Annotated in this window: 7 protein-coding genes, 9 tRNA genes and 4 rRNA genes; all 20 read right to left on the bottom strand. The window is 45.1% G+C overall.

Annotation, left to right across the window (positions count from 1 at the left end; all coding sequences use genetic code 11):
- Positions 1-10: 10 nt before the first annotated feature.
- A complete protein-coding gene (locus NSS78_RS00600; protein WP_003217214.1) occupies positions 11-1,111 on the bottom strand; it encodes a PIN/TRAM domain-containing protein in 1,101 nt (366 codons plus the stop codon).
- 153 nt (positions 1,112-1,264) lie between these two features.
- Positions 1,265-2,344 carry a DNA integrity scanning diadenylate cyclase DisA gene (gene disA, locus NSS78_RS00595; RefSeq protein ID WP_284906141.1) on the bottom strand — a complete coding sequence of 360 codons (1,080 nt, stop codon included), beginning with the start codon at positions 2,342-2,344 and terminating at the stop codon, positions 1,265-1,267.
- Between the two features lie 2 nt (positions 2,345-2,346).
- A complete protein-coding gene (radA, locus tag NSS78_RS00590; protein WP_034620767.1) occupies positions 2,347-3,726 on the bottom strand; it encodes a DNA repair protein RadA in 1,380 nt (459 codons plus the stop codon).
- Positions 3,727-3,818: 92 nt separating this feature from the next.
- Entirely contained in the window at positions 3,819-6,254 is a 2,436-nt protein-coding gene (gene clpC, locus NSS78_RS00585; protein ID WP_003216969.1) for an ATP-dependent protease ATP-binding subunit ClpC, read from the bottom strand.
- A complete protein-coding gene (locus NSS78_RS00580) occupies positions 6,251-7,342 on the bottom strand; it encodes a protein arginine kinase (RefSeq protein WP_003217181.1) in 1,092 nt (363 codons plus the stop codon). The genes clpC and NSS78_RS00580 overlap by 4 nt, the downstream gene beginning before the upstream one ends.
- Before the next feature lie 4 nt (positions 7,343-7,346).
- Positions 7,347-7,904: a UvrB/UvrC motif-containing protein gene (locus tag NSS78_RS00575; RefSeq protein WP_212046628.1), complete on the bottom strand. Its 558-nt coding sequence runs from the start codon at positions 7,902-7,904 to the stop codon at positions 7,347-7,349.
- A 14-nt stretch (positions 7,905-7,918) separates the two neighbouring features.
- Positions 7,919-8,383 (bottom strand): CtsR family transcriptional regulator, encoded by a 465-nt coding sequence (locus NSS78_RS00570; RefSeq protein ID WP_003217184.1) that lies wholly within the window; start codon positions 8,381-8,383, stop codon positions 7,919-7,921.
- Between the two features lie 177 nt (positions 8,384-8,560).
- A 5S ribosomal RNA gene (gene rrf, locus NSS78_RS00565) occupies positions 8,561-8,676 on the bottom strand.
- Between the two features lie 61 nt (positions 8,677-8,737).
- Positions 8,738-11,668: ribosomal RNA gene (locus tag NSS78_RS00560) — 23S ribosomal RNA — on the bottom strand.
- 182 nt (positions 11,669-11,850) lie between these two features.
- A 16S ribosomal RNA gene (locus NSS78_RS00555) occupies positions 11,851-13,399 on the bottom strand.
- A gap of 127 nt (positions 13,400-13,526) precedes the next feature.
- Positions 13,527-13,602: transfer RNA gene (locus NSS78_RS00550), tRNA-Ala, on the bottom strand.
- Positions 13,603-13,610: 8 nt separating this feature from the next.
- Positions 13,611-13,687: transfer RNA gene (locus NSS78_RS00545), tRNA-Pro, on the bottom strand.
- Positions 13,688-13,694: 7 nt separating this feature from the next.
- A tRNA-Arg gene (locus NSS78_RS00540) sits at positions 13,695-13,771 on the bottom strand.
- An 11-nt stretch (positions 13,772-13,782) separates the two neighbouring features.
- Positions 13,783-13,868: transfer RNA gene (locus tag NSS78_RS00535), tRNA-Leu, on the bottom strand.
- A 12-nt stretch (positions 13,869-13,880) separates the two neighbouring features.
- Positions 13,881-13,952: transfer RNA gene (locus tag NSS78_RS00530), tRNA-Gly, on the bottom strand.
- A 30-nt stretch (positions 13,953-13,982) separates the two neighbouring features.
- A tRNA-Leu gene (locus NSS78_RS00525) sits at positions 13,983-14,065 on the bottom strand.
- A gap of 8 nt (positions 14,066-14,073) precedes the next feature.
- Positions 14,074-14,149, bottom strand: a tRNA-Lys gene (locus NSS78_RS00520).
- A 37-nt stretch (positions 14,150-14,186) separates the two neighbouring features.
- Positions 14,187-14,262: transfer RNA gene (locus NSS78_RS00515), tRNA-Thr, on the bottom strand.
- A gap of 33 nt (positions 14,263-14,295) precedes the next feature.
- Positions 14,296-14,371, bottom strand: a tRNA-Val gene (locus NSS78_RS00510).
- Positions 14,372-15,162: 791 nt separating this feature from the next.
- Positions 15,163-15,278 (bottom strand): 5S ribosomal RNA (gene rrf / locus NSS78_RS00505).
- Together the 16S, 23S and 5S rRNA genes with 9 tRNA genes alongside form the textbook arrangement of a ribosomal RNA operon.
- Positions 15,279-15,297 lie beyond the last annotated feature (19 nt).

Genomic DNA, 15,297 nt, shown 5'->3' with positions numbered 1-15,297 from the left:
CGTTCTCCCTTTAGAGCGCCTTCTCCAGAAGTTTTGGCTTCGCAAAAATCATTCTTCCAGCAGCAGTCTGCAGCACACTTGTGACGAGCACATCGATGTCTTTTCCAATGTAATTGCGTCCTTCTTCGACCACAATCATCGTACCGTCATCTAAGTAAGCAACACCTTGGTTATGCTCTTTCCCATCTTTAATGACCTGTACCTTCATTTCTTCCCCAGGCAGCACAACCGGTTTCACCGCATTGGCTAGATCATTGATGTTTAACACTGCTACTTTTTGAAGTTCGCATACTTTATTTAAATTAAAATCATTTGTCACAACAACACCTGAAGTTAATTTAGCGAGCTTCACAAGCTTGCTATCAACCTCTTGAATGTCTTCAAAGTCACCTTCGTAAATTTCAACTTTGATATCTAATTCTTTTTGAATACGATTTAAAATATCAAGACCTCTTCGGCCTCTATTTCTCTTTAATACATCAGAAGAGTCTGCAATATGCTGTAATTCCTCGAGCACAAATTGAGGAATGACCATGACGCCTTCTAAGAATCCAGTTTGACAAATATCTGCGATTCTTCCATCAATGATAACACTTGTGTCTAAAATTTTCAGCTTTTTATCTTCTATTTCAGGTTCATCATCGGCTGCTCCTTTTTTCTTGGTGACCTTTGCAGATCGGGAGAACAGCCCCATCATTTCATCCTTCTTCTTAAAGCCTACCTGAAATCCAAGGTATCCTAAAAAGAAAGCCAGGAAAATCGGAATAATGGTACCAAAAATATGATATGGGATATTGTTTAGCGGGATCACGTTTACAATAAGATATGCTAGAATAAGTCCAAATACTAATCCGAAACTTCCAGAAATAAGATCAGGAAGAGGCGCCTTTAATAGAGAATCCTCGATCCATTTCACCCAATTAACCACATAGCCTGTGCACCATTTGCCGATGATAAAGAACACAGCGGCTCCTATTAGTGCTGAAGAGTAAGCATTTGTTATGAAAGGTATGTCCTTTACATTTAACAGCAGAAATAACTCTGGAATGATAAAAATCCCTACAACTGCACCAAAAATGATAAAAAACGCCTGAACGATTCTTTTTAACATACCTTCACCTCCTTTATTTTTCATCTGTCAATCCACCCTCACCTGACATTGATATATGTTTAAGTTTCCTATCATAATCAATAGAAAACAAAAGCATCATTAATATACCCATATTCATCCATTTTTAACCGTGTTTAAGAAAAATTTCTCTTCTTACAGCTGCCGGTCGATATAATGTTTTTCTTGCAGCCTTTTTAATCCTTTTTTTATCTTTTTCGCTCTTACTTCTCCAATTCCTTCTACTTCATCCAAATCTTGTACATCCGCTTCCATAATTCGATCTAACACACCGAACGCTTCAACCACGTTTTCGACGATTGGCATAGGCAGTCTAGGGATTTTGTGAAGCAGTCTGTAACCTCTTGTGTACACATATTCGTCAATATTTGTAGAAGCTGGATACCCAAGTAACTTGTACAGAATGGAGTCATCTAAAAGCTCAAAGCTCGACATATCTTGGAGCTGTTTAAGCAGAACATATGGATCTTTAATCTTTTCTTTCACATAATCTTTAATAAATAAAGCCGCTTCCTGCTCCATATCTGTAATCAATTCATTGACTTGCAGACGGATCAAATGCCCTTCTGTTCCGAGCTCTTTGATATACATATTGATTTCATTTTTGATTCTGAGCACCATCTCGTAACGATGGAGCACGGATAATACATCACCGAAGGTCACAAGCTCTTCAAATTCTAGGGCGCTTAGCGTAGAAATGGCGTGATCTAAAATGGTTTTATATTTCTCAAGTGTTTGTATCGCTTGGTTGGCCTTCGTTAAAATAAAGCCAATATCTTTCAGCGTATAACGACGATTCCCTTGGTATAAGGTAATGACGTTCCTCCGTTCAGATATCGCAATGATTAAGCAGCCTGTCTGCTTCGCTACACGTTCAGCTGTACGGTGCCTCATGCCTGTTTCCGATGAATGGATCGTTGCATCTGGCATGAGCTGTGTATTCGCATACAAGATCTTTTGACCAGAATCGCTTAAAATAATGGCCCCGTCCATCTTAGCCAATTCATATAAATGTGCTGGGGAGAAGGCAGAGTTAATATGAAACCCTCCATCTACAACACTCTTTACTTTGTCGTTATAACCAACAACAATAAGCCCGCCAGTATTTGCCCTCAGGACATTTTCAATCCCAGCCCGAAGAGGTGTCCCTGGTGCCACAAACTGTACGATATCTAAGAGATCGAGTTCTTTCGCTCCTTTTTTCTCTTTTTCCATTTCTATGATCCCCCTAGTGAAATTCGAAGTGCCTCCGCTACATTTTCTACACCGACTAACTCAATCCCTCTCGGCTTTTTCCATCCATCTATATTCGCCTGAGGAATAAACATTCGCTTAAATCCAAGTTTCGCAGCTTCCTGCACACGCTGTTCAATTCTTGATACTCTTCTGACTTCTCCCGTCAGACCGACCTCTCCTATAAAACAATCCGCTTGATGCGGCGCTGCGTCTTTAAAGCTTGATGCAATACTGACCGCAATGGCCAAGTCAATCGCCGGTTCGTCAAGCTTCACACCGCCTGCGACCTTTAAATACGCATCCTGGTTTTGCAGCAGCAGTCCGACACGTTTTTCTAAAACCGCCATGAGCAGTGACACTCGATTATGATCAAGACCAGTGGCCATTCTGCGCGGATTTCCGAAGCTTGTCGGTGAAATTAATGCTTGTATCTCGACAAGAACAGGTCTTGTTCCTTCCATTGAGGCAACAACACACGAACCAGATACACCTGCCGAACGTTCTTCTAAGAAAATTTCGGATGGGTTTAATACTTCCGTGAGCCCTTCCTCTCTCATTTCAAAAATCCCTAGTTCATTCGTCGAACCAAATCGATTTTTCACCGCACGCAAGATACGAAACGTATGATGACGCTCGCCTTCAAAATAAAGAACCGTGTCCACCATATGCTCTAAAAGGCGTGGACCTGCGATCGAGCCTTCTTTGGTCACGTGACCAACGATAAATATTGGAATCCCATTTGTCTTGGCAATTTTCATCAGCTGTGCTGTACATTCTCTCACTTGAGATACAGACCCAGGAGCTGACGTAATATCGCTTTGATAAACGGTTTGAATCGAATCCACCACGACAAAAGCGGGTTTCATCTCTTGTATAGCAGACGTTATATACTCCATATCGGTTTCAGCCAAAACATGTAAAGAGGTGCTTTTTATGCCAAGGCGGTCCGCTCTTAGCTTCGTTTGTTTAATGGACTCCTCACCAGATATGTATAATACATTCTGATTTTTGTCTGAGAGCTGTGCTGATACTTGTAATAATAATGTGGACTTCCCAATCCCAGGATCTCCGCCAATGAGAACAAGAGAGCCTTTGACAATTCCACTTCCTAATACTCGGTTAAATTCTTCTAAATTCGTTTTGATTCGGGGTTCATCAGATGTTTCAATTGCAGATATAGGTGAAGGTTTTTGAATGGTTTGAACAGAATGATTAAAAGCACTTCGACGGTTTGCCGGCTCTTTGCGAACGACCTCTTCTGTCATACTGTTCCACGTGCCGCAGCCTGGACATTTCCCCATCCATTTGGCTGACTCATAACCGCACGATTGGCATATAAATTTTGATTTTGTCTTAGCCATAGATTGAAGAATACAACTCCTTATACTGGTCAGAAATAAGTAAAGGGAGGCATACACCTGACTGGTATGCCTCACACTTTTTTCTTACTATATTAGTTCGTAGCAGCCGTCGTTTTTACGACAATTTCTCCATCTTCCACATCTAATACGATTTGTTGACCTTTTTCAATATTGCCCTTCAGAAGCTCCTCAGAAAGTCGATCTTCCACATGCTTTTGAATCGCTCTTCTTAACGGACGCGCACCGTACTCAAGGTCTACACCTTCGTCGGCAATCTTCGCTTTTGCTGCTTCTGTCAATTCGATTGAAAGGTCTTGTTCTTTTAATCGTTTCGTCAATTGATCAGACATGAGAGACACGATCTCTTTTAGATGTTTCTTTTCAAGAGAATGGAAGACAATGATTTCATCAATACGGTTGATGAATTCTGGTCTAAACGCACGTTTCAACTCGCCCATCACTTTGCCTTTCATATCCTTGTAATTTTGACCTTCATCCTGCACATTAAAGCCAACATATTTATTTCGCTTCAGTTCACTAGCTCCAACGTTGGATGTCATGATTAAAATCGTGTTTCTAAAGTCAACAGTACGCCCTTTAGAATCAGTCAGACGACCATCCTCTAACACTTGCAGTAAGATGTTGAATACATCTGGATGCGCCTTTTCAATCTCATCTAAAAGCACAACAGAATAAGGTTTTCTTCTCACTTTTTCAGTCAGTTGTCCGCCTTCTTCATAGCCAACATAGCCTGGAGGTGACCCAACAAGTCTAGATGTAGAGTGTTTCTCCATGTATTCAGACATATCGATACGGATCATCGCTTCTTCATCACCGAAAATAGACTCTGCGAGTGCTCTTGCAAGCTCCGTTTTACCAACTCCTGTTGGGCCTAAGAAGATAAATGAGCCGATTGGACGTTTTGGATCTTTTAAGCCAGCACGCGCACGTCTCACAGCTTTTGCTACAGCGACAACTGCTTCATCCTGCCCAATTACACGAGAATGGAGTAATTGTTCCATATTTAGAAGCTTATCTGTTTCGGTTTGGGCAATTTTTGAAACAGGCACTCCCGTCCAGCTAGAGACAACCATTGCGATATCATCCACTGATACCTCTGAATTCTCCTGACCTTGCTTTTCTTTCCAAGATTTCTTTGTGACTTCTACTTTTTCACGCAAACGCTGCTCTGTATCGCGAAGAGAAGCTGCTTTTTCAAATTCCTGACTTTGAACAGCCGCATCCTTTTCCTTGCGTACTTCGTCTAGCTTTTGTTCTAGTTCTTTTAGGTTAGGCGGTGTTGTGAAAGAACGTAAGCGGACTTTCGACCCTGCCTCATCAATTAAATCAATCGCCTTATCTGGAAGGAAACGATCAGATATATAACGGTCAGATAACTTCACCGCCGCCTCAATCGCTTCATCTGTAATGGACACACGGTGATGTGCCTCATAACGATCTCTAAGTCCTCTTAAAATTTGAATACTTTCATCAACAGATGGCTGATCTACTTGAATTGGCTGGAAACGTCGTTCAAGCGCAGCATCCTTTTCAATATATTTACGGTACTCATCTAACGTTGTCGCCCCAATACATTGAAGCTCTCCACGTGCTAAGGATGGTTTGAGAATATTAGATGCGTCAATCGCACCCTCTGCTCCACCAGCACCAATCAATGTATGAAGCTCATCAATGAAGAGAATGATATTTCCTGCCTGACGAATTTCGTCCATGACTTTTTTCAAGCGATCCTCAAATTCACCACGATATTTCGTTCCCGCTACAACAGTTCCCATATCAAGCGTCATCACTCGTTTATCGCGCAGGATTTCAGGCACTTCATTATGAATAATTTGCTGTGCCAGACCTTCAGCAATGGCTGTTTTACCAACACCAGGCTCACCAATCAGCACAGGGTTATTCTTTGTTCTTCTGCTTAAAACCTCGATGACACGCTGAATTTCTTTGCTTCGTCCAATGACAGGGTCCAAGCTATCTTCTTTCGCAATCGCTGTTAAATCTCTTGCCAAGCTATCTAATGTTGGTGTATTTGCATTGCTGTTAGAGCCAGCGGCAGATGCACCTGTTTCATTGCTGCCAAGCAGCTGCAGGACTTGCTGACGTGCTTTATTTAAGCTCACTCCGAGGTTATTTAACACGCGGGCAGCTACACCCTCTCCCTCGCGAATAAGACCTAATAGAATATGTTCTGTCCCTACATAGGAATGACCTAGCTTTCTTGCTTCATCCATTGAAAGCTCAGTGACCTTCTTCGCTCTAGGCGTATAATGAGGAATAGCTTGAGACACCTCTTGCCCTCTTCCAATCAAGCTTTCGACTTCTTTTTGGATTTTATCTGAAACAAGGCCCAGTGCTTCTAACGCTTTTGCGGCGATGCCCTCACCCTCACGAACTAGACCAAGTAAAATGTGTTCAGTACCAATGTTCTTATGGCCTAGGCGAATGGCTTCTTCTTGTGCAAGTGCTAATACCTTTTGAGCTCTTTCAGTGAATCTTCCAAACATCATATCGTTTCATCCTCCTGTCCATTCCTATGCATTTCTAAACGCAGCCTTTCTCTAATAATCGCTGCTCGTTTTATATCTCGTTCATTTGGCTCCAGAGCTCCTCCTGAATATTGTTGAAGAAAGCCAGGCTGTGTCAAAATCATGAGTTCATTCAGTATATTACTTGAAAGCCCCTTAATGATACCTAAATCAATTCCAAGGCGCACATCTGACAAACACTTTGCTGTTTCCTTTGATTCAATCATACGACAATTGGACAAAATCCCTAACGAACGGTACACTCTGTCCTCAAGTTCAATTTTAGATGTTTGATATAACGCTTTTCTTGCAGATCGCTCTTGTTCAATGAGCTGAGCGGTCACACTATTTAAATCATCTACAATGTCTTCTTCTGATTGACCAAGTGTCATTTGATTTGAAATTTGAAAGATGTTCCCTATTGCTTCGCTGCCTTCACCATAAATTCCTCTGACTACAAGACCTAATTGATTAATCGCCGGAATAATCCGATTCATTTGTCTTGTGAGGGCTAAAGCTGGTAAATGCATCATGACCGAAGCCCTAATACCTGTACCTACATTGGTTGGACAGCTAGTTAAGTATCCTCGCTTTTCAGAAAACGCATAATCCACTTGCTCTTCAATCCAATCATCTATCTGGTTAGCCGCTTTCAGTGCATTGGCTAGTTGGAATCCTGGGAATAAGCATTGGATCCGAATATGGTCTTCTTCATTCAGCATCACACTGATTTCTTCATTTTCAGAAAGCAAACAACCGCCAAATCTTGATTCTGCTAAGTTTGGGCTAATCAAATGCTTTTCAACAAGTACCCTCTTTGCTAAAGGCTGTGTTTCATTCATTCGAATTAGAACAAAGTTTCCGATGTCCTTCACTTCCTGGCTAGCAAACTTTTGCTCGAATTGCTGGAGAACAGCTTCAGCCTCTTCCTGAGAAAACTGAGTTGGGAAACGAACATGCTCTAGATTGCGCGCTAGCCTGATTCGACTGCTTAGAACAATGTCACTTTCTGGTCCTTTTTGTTTCATCCATTGACTTAAAGCGTCTTGAATAAAATGCTGGAGCGACATGTTGTTAATCTCCCTCCCTCTGCTGAGATTGCTCATGCTCTAAAGCACGAATTTGATCTCGAACTTCCGCTGCTTTTTCAAACTCTTCTTGTTCAATTAACTGCTTCAGCTCTTGCTGCATCAACTCAAGTTTCCGGCGCACATGAAGACTGCCGGCAATCCGTTTAGGCACTTTTCCATGATGGACTGTATTTCCACTATGGACTTTCCGTAAAACAGGGTTTAGATACTGATCAAATGAACGATAGCATTCTGCACAGCCAAAACGGCCTGTTTTTCTGAATTGTTGAAAGGTTAAGCCACATTTAGGACATTGATCCACTTCTCTCGCTTCTTGAAAAATGGATGCTCCCTTATTCGCACTTGTGGTAAAGCTAGGATCAATATTCAGTAAGCCTGATAATAGGTTGTGAATCGAGAAACCTTGGTTTCCACTCATAGCATATGAATCACTGTTTTCTTTTGCACATTGTTCACATATGTGCATTTCCTGTTTTTCTCCATTTATAACTTTCGTAAAGTGAAAAGTGGCTGGTCTCTCATTGCATTCTTGACAAATCAATCTTTTCACCCGCTTTACTTTAATTTCAAAGCATTTAACATCGCTTTCATCATCCGAGCCCGTAATTCATCCCGTTCAGGTAAATCAATGTGCAAAACAGAACGGTCCATGACACTGATCATCATCTTTGCTTCTCTTTCAGATAAAATGTTATTTTCGACAAGACGCATGATGATATGATCAGAGGCAGCCTGTGATAAACGATGATATATTTGGGAAATAATATTGTTCAATAAGTCGACTTCATCATTCATTTTGACTTTAATGATGCGGATATAGCCACCGCCGCCACGCTTACTTTCAACGATATAGCCTCTCTCGCTCGTAAAGCGTGTATTGATAACATAGTTAATTTGTGAAGGTACGCATTGAAACTTATCTGCAATTTCATTGCGCTTAATTTCTAATATTTCTCGACCATTCTGATCCAAGACTTCTTTCAAATACTGCTCGATGATATCAGAAATATTTTGTGCCACTCCGCCTCCTCCTCCATTGACTTTGACTATATTTGACTTTAATCTTACTATAAATTTTTTCGGTCGATTTTTCAAGATAATCGCTCAACTAAGAATATTATTTCCACATTTATATGGTGTCAAACCTCTCAAAAACACAAAAAAGACCAGTTCCGTATGGAACTGATCCTTAGAAAAGCTTGGCGGCGTCCTACTCTCACAGGGGGAGACCCCCAACTACCATCGGCGCTGAAGAGCTTAACTTCCGTGTTCGGTATGGGAACGGGTGTGACCTCTTCGCTATCGCCACCAAACCTGATGGAGAGAATGTTCTCTCAAAACTAGATAACAATGTTCAAACTTCACATTAGAATATAGGTTAAGTCCTCGATCTATTAGTATCTGTCAGCTCCACGTGTCACCACGCTTCCACCTCAGACCTATCAACCTGATCATCTTTCAGGGATCTTACTTCCTTGCGGAATGGGAAATCTCATCTTGAGGGGGGCTTCATGCTTAGATGCTTTCAGCACTTATCCCGTCCGCACATAGCTACCCAGCGATGCCCTTGGCAGAACAACTGGTACACCAGCGGTGCGTCCATCCCGGTCCTCTCGTACTAAGGACAGCTCCTCTCAAATTTCCTGCGCCCGCGACGGATAGGGACCGAACTGTCTCACGACGTTCTGAACCCAGCTCGCGTACCGCTTTAATGGGCGAACAGCCCAACCCTTGGGACCGACTACAGCCCCAGGATGCGATGAGCCGACATCGAGGTGCCAAACCTCCCCGTCGATGTGGACTCTTGGGGGAGATAAGCCTGTTATCCCCGGGGTAGCTTTTATCCGTTGAGCGATGGCCCTTCCATGCGGAACCACCGGATCACTAAGCCCGACTTTCGTCCCTGCTCGACTTGTAGGTCTCGCAGTCAAGCTCCCTTGTGCCTTTACACTCTGCGAATGATTTCCAACCATTCTGAGGGAACCTTTGGGCGCCTCCGTTACATTTTAGGAGGCGACCGCCCCAGTCAAACTGCCCACCTGACACTGTCTCCCTGCCCGATAAGGGCAGCGGGTTAGAAGGTCAATACAGCCAGGGTAGTATCCCACCGATGCCTCCACCGAAGCTAGCGCTCCGGTTTCCAAGGCTCCTACCTATCCTGTACAAGCTGTACCAACATTCAATATCAGGCTGCAGTAAAGCTCCACGGGGTCTTTCCGTCCTGTCGCGGGTAACCTGCATCTTCACAGGTACTATAATTTCACCGAGTCTCTCGTTGAGACAGTGCCCAGATCGTTGCGCCTTTCGTGCGGGTCGGAACTTACCCGACAAGGAATTTCGCTACCTTAGGACCGTTATAGTTACGGCCGCCGTTTACTGGGGCTTCAATTCGCACCTTCGCTTACGCTAAGCGCTCCTCTTAACCTTCCAGCACCGGGCAGGCGTCAGCCCCTATACTTCGCCTTACGGCTTCGCAGAGACCTGTGTTTTTGCTAAACAGTCGCCTGGGCCTATTCACTGCGGCTTCTCGGGGCTTTAACACCCTAAGAAGCACCCCTTCTCCCGAAGTTACGGGGTCATTTTGCCGAGTTCCTTAACGAGAGTTCTCTCGATCACCTTAGGATTCTCTCCTCGCCTACCTGTGTCGGTTTGCGGTACGGGCACCTCTCACCTCGCTAGAGGCTTTTCTTGGCAGTGTGGAATCAGGAACTTCGCTACTAAATTTCGCTCGCCATCACAGCTCAGCCTTTACGGGAAACGGATTTGCCTATTTCCCAGCCTAACTGCTTGGACGCGGATATCCAATACCGCGCTTACCCTATCCTCCTGCGTCCCCCCATTGCTCAAATGGTGAGGAGGTGGTACAGGAATATCAACCTGTTGTCCATCGCCTACGCCTTTCGGCCTCGGCTTAGGTCCCGACTAACCCTGAGCGGACGAGCCTTCCTCAGGAAACCTTAGGCATTCGGTGGACGGGATTCTCACCCGTCTTTCGCTACTCATACCGGCATTCTCACTTCTAAGCGCTCCACCAGTCCTTCCGGTCTGACTTCACAGCACTTAGAACGCTCTCCTACCACTGTTCGTAAGAACAGTCCGCAGCTTCGGTGATACGTTTAGCCCCGGTACATTTTCGGCGCAGAGTCACTCGACCAGTGAGCTATTACGCACTCTTTAAATGGTGGCTGCTTCTAAGCCAACATCCTGGTTGTCTAAGCAACTCCACATCCTTTTCCACTTAACGTATACTTTGGGACCTTAGCTGGCGGTCTGGGCTGTTTCCCTTTCGACTACGGATCTTATCACTCGCAGTCTGACTCCCAAGGATAAGTCATCGGCATTCGGAGTTTGACTGAATTCGGTAACCCGGTAGGGGCCCCTAGTCCAATCAGTGCTCTACCTCCGAGACTCTTACCTTGAGGCTAGCCCTAAAGCTATTTCGGAGAGAACCAGCTATCTCCAGGTTCGATTGGCATTTCACCCCTACCCACACCTCATCCCCGCACTTTTCAACGTGCGTGGGTTCGGGCCTCCATTCAGTGTTACCTGAACTTCACCCTGGACATGGGTAGATCACCTGGTTTCGGGTCTACGACCACGTACTCATGCGCCCTATTCAGACTCGCTTTCGCTGCGGCTCCGCATCTTCTGCTTAACCTTGCACGGGATCGTAACTCGCCGGTTCATTCTACAAAAGGCACGCCATCACCCTTTAACGGGCTCTGACTACTTGTAGGCACACGGTTTCAGGATCTATTTCACTCCCCTTCCGGGGTGCTTTTCACCTTTCCCTCACGGTACTGGTTCACTATCGGTCACTAGGGAGTATTTAGCCTTGGGAGATGGTCCTCCCGGATTCCGACGGAATTTCACGTGTTCCGCCGTACTCAGGATCCACTCTGGAGAGAACAACATTTCAGTTACAGGGCTGTTACCTTCTTTGGCGGGCCTTTCCAGACCTCTTCGCTTATATCGTTCCTTTGTAACTCCGTATAGAGTGTCCTACAACCCCAAGAGGCAAGCCTCTTGGTTTGGGCTGTTCCCGTTTCGCTCGCCGCTACTCAGGGAATCGCATTTGCTTTCTCTTCCTCCGGGTACTTAGATGTTTCAGTTCCCCGGGTATGCCTTCTCATACTCTATGTATTCAAGTATGGATACTACTCCATTACGAGCAGTGGGTTTCCCCATTCGGAAATCTCCGGATCAAAGCTTGCTTACAGCTCCCCGAAGCATATCGGTGTTCGTCCCGTCCTTCATCGGCTCCTAGTGCCAAGGCATCCACCGTGCGCCCTTTCTAACTTAACCATTTCTTACTTTAGAAAGAATCACTATGTGTGATGAACTTTGCATTGCATTCAATGTGAATGTATTACTTATTGTTATCTAGTTTTCAAAGAACAATCCTGTCTCGCTAGAGACATGTCTTGAAGGAATGATCCTTCAAAACTAAACAAGACGAAAACGCACACTGCTCCATATATCCTTAGAAAGGAGGTGATCCAGCCGCACCTTCCGATACGGCTACCTTGTTACGACTTCACCCCAATCATCTGCCCCACCTTCGGCGGCTGGCTCCATAAAGGTTACCTCACCGACTTCGGGTGTTGCAAACTCTCGTGGTGTGACGGGCGGTGTGTACAAGGCCCGGGAACGTATTCACCGCGGCATGCTGATCCGCGATTACTAGCGATTCCAGCTTCACGCAGTCGAGTTGCAGACTGCGATCCGAACTGAGAACAGATTTATGGGATTGGCTAAACCTTGCGGTCTCGCAGCCCTTTGTTCTGTCCATTGTAGCACGTGTGTAGCCCAGGTCATAAGGGGCATGATGATTTGACGTCATCCCCACCTTCCTCCGGTTTGTCACCGGCAGTCACCTTAGAGTGCCCAACTAAATGCTGGCAACTAAGATCAAGGGTTGCGCTCGTTGCGGGACTTAACCCAACATCTCACGACACGAGCTGACGACAACCATGCACCACCTGTCACTCTGTCCCCGAAGGGAAAGCCCTATCTCTAGGGTTGTCAGAGGATGTCAAGACCTGGTAAGGTTCTTCGCGTTGCTTCGAATTAAACCACATGCTCCACCGCTTGTGCGGGCCCCCGTCAATTCCTTTGAGTTTCAGTCTTGCGACCGTACTCCCCAGGCGGAGTGCTTAATGCGTTAGCTGCAGCACTAAGGGGCGGAAACCCCCTAACACTTAGCACTCATCGTTTACGGCGTGGACTACCAGGGTATCTAATCCTGTTCGCTCCCCACGCTTTCGCTCCTCAGCGTCAGTTACAGACCAGAGAGTCGCCTTCGCCACTGGTGTTCCTCCACATCTCTACGCATTTCACCGCTACACGTGGAATTCCACTCTCCTCTTCTGCACTCAAGTTTCCCAGTTTCCAATGACCCTCCCCGGTTGAGCCGGGGGCTTTCACATCAGACTTAAGAAACCGCCTGCGAGCCCTTTACGCCCAATAATTCCGGACAACGCTTGCCACCTACGTATTACCGCGGCTGCTGGCACGTAGTTAGCCGTGGCTTTCTGGTTAGGTACCGTCAAGGTGCGAGCAGTTACTCTCGCACTTGTTCTTCCCTAACAACAGAGCTTTACGATCCGAAAACCTTCATCACTCACGCGGCGTTGCTCCGTCAGACTTTCGTCCATTGCGGAAGATTCCCTACTGCTGCCTCCCGTAGGAGTCTGGGCCGTGTCTCAGTCCCAGTGTGGCCGATCACCCTCTCAGGTCGGCTACGCATCGTCGCCTTGGTGAGCCATTACCCCACCAACTAGCTAATGCGCCGCGGGTCCATCTGTAAGTGACAGCCGAAACCGTCTTTCATCCTTGAACCATGCGGTTCAAGGAACTATCCGGTATTAGCTCCGGTTTCCCGGAGTTATCCCAGTCTTACAGGCAGGTTACCCACGTGTTACTCACCCGTCCGCCGCTAACATCCGGGAGCAAGCTCCCTTCTGTCCGCTCGACTTGCATGTATTAGGCACGCCGCCAGCGTTCGTCCTGAGCCAGGATCAAACTCTCCGAAAAAGTACAAAACCGAAGTTTTGTTTTTCGTCAGTGTTTGACTGACTACCTATGATATAACATAGGATTTTTTTATAAAAACTCGAATTAACAGGTACGTTTTGTCTTGTTTAGTTTTCAAAGATCATATTGGTGGAGCCTAGCGGGATCGAACCGCTGACCTCCTGCGTGCAAGGCAGGCGCTCTCCCAGCTGAGCTAAGGCCCCATAAAAGATGGTCGGGAAGACAGGATTCGAACCTGCGACCCCTTGGTCCCAAACCAAGTGCTCTACCAAGCTGAGCTACTTCCCGATCTTAATGGCGCGCCCGAGAGGAGTCGAACCCCTAACCTTTTGATCCGTAGTCAAACGCTCTATCCAATTGAGCTACGGGCGCTTATTGTATAATGCCGAGGGCCGGACTTGAACCGGCACGGTAGTCACCTACCGCAGGATTTTAAGTCCTGTGTGTCTGCCAATTCCACCACCCCGGCGTGGATGGTATAAGCGGAAGACGGGATTCGAACCCGCGACCCCCACCTTGGCAAGGTGGTGTTCTACCACTGAACTACTTCCGCATTACAGGATTTCTTTATTTTATTTGGCAATGCGGGTGAAGGGACTTGAACCCCCACGTCATAAAGACACTAGATCCTAAGTCTAGCGCGTCTGCCAATTCCGCCACACCCGCATGAAACATGGTGAGCCATGAAGGACTCGAACCTTCGACCCTCTGATTAAAAGTCAGATGCTCTACCAACTGAGCTAATGGCTCGCTTTAAAAGCGACTTGTCTATCTTACCATATGAAACTGGTGCCGGCAAGAGGACTTGAACCCCCAACCTACTGATTACAAGTCAGTTGCTCTACCAGTTGAGCTACACCGGCTTTATCTATCCTAACATTATGTAAGAATAAATATGGTGGAGGATGACGGGCTCGAACCGCCGACCCTCTGCTTGTAAGGCAGATGCTCTCCCAGCTGAGCTAATCCTCCATATTGTGTTGTCATTTCGAATGTCTCTCGATCCGACAAGTAGTATTATATAACGATAAGATATTGTTTGTAAAGACTTTTTTAAAATAATTTTTGAATTTATTTTAACGTTGTTTTTTTCATCTTTTCGTTAAGGCACCTAAAGAAGTTTACCACTTGTCTCATCATTTTAAAAGTCTTTTTTTCATTTTTTTATGTTTTTTTGTTAAAAAGCGCTCTAATAAAGCTTTATTGATGTGAAATGACCCTTTTCACGCTTTTTATATGCTTGTTTTCTTCAATATATCTTCTCATACAAATCATCTAGAGAAGGGATTCTTTTATTATTTTATTTTTCTGAGAAATCATTTTCGTGTAAAAATATCCGTAAATGATGCTGTTCTTTACTATCTTCAATATTAAAGTGTTACTTGGTTAACAAGTTAGTTATTGATTCTTTCTTGTTCTTACTTAGAGTGGGCGAAAAAATTAACTGAAGGGTGCTCTATGTTCTTTGGCAATACTCAGTTATCTAGTGTGTCTCTAAACAGCCCTCTGTATCTGGCTGCCAAAGAAAATTCTTATTGGCTGCTTTCTATGCTTTTGATCTTCATCCTAAACGAATTGAACAACCGATCCACACAACAACTGCGTTGTTCAATGAGAATACATGAAAGTGAGACGAACGGAAGGATCAATTGATCGATGAGGCTTACTACGTCATCACTTCTCACTTTACAAAGTGATTTAATAGAAGTAATTTTTTCAAAAACAAAAAAAACCAGTTCCGAATGGAACTGATCCTTAGAAAAGCTTGGCGGCGTCCTACTCTCACAGGGGGAGACCCCCAACTACCATCGGCGCTGAAGAGCTTAACTTCCGTGTTCGGTATGGGAACGGGTGTGACCTCTTCGCTATCGCCACCAAACCTGATGGAGAGAATGTTC

It is taken from the genome of Bacillus sp. FSL W8-0920 (assembly GCF_038593215.1).
In the GTDB taxonomy this organism is placed as follows: Bacteria; Bacillota; Bacilli; order Bacillales; family Bacillaceae; genus Bacillus; species Bacillus pumilus.
This window is presented reverse-complemented; position numbering and strand designations above follow the sequence as displayed.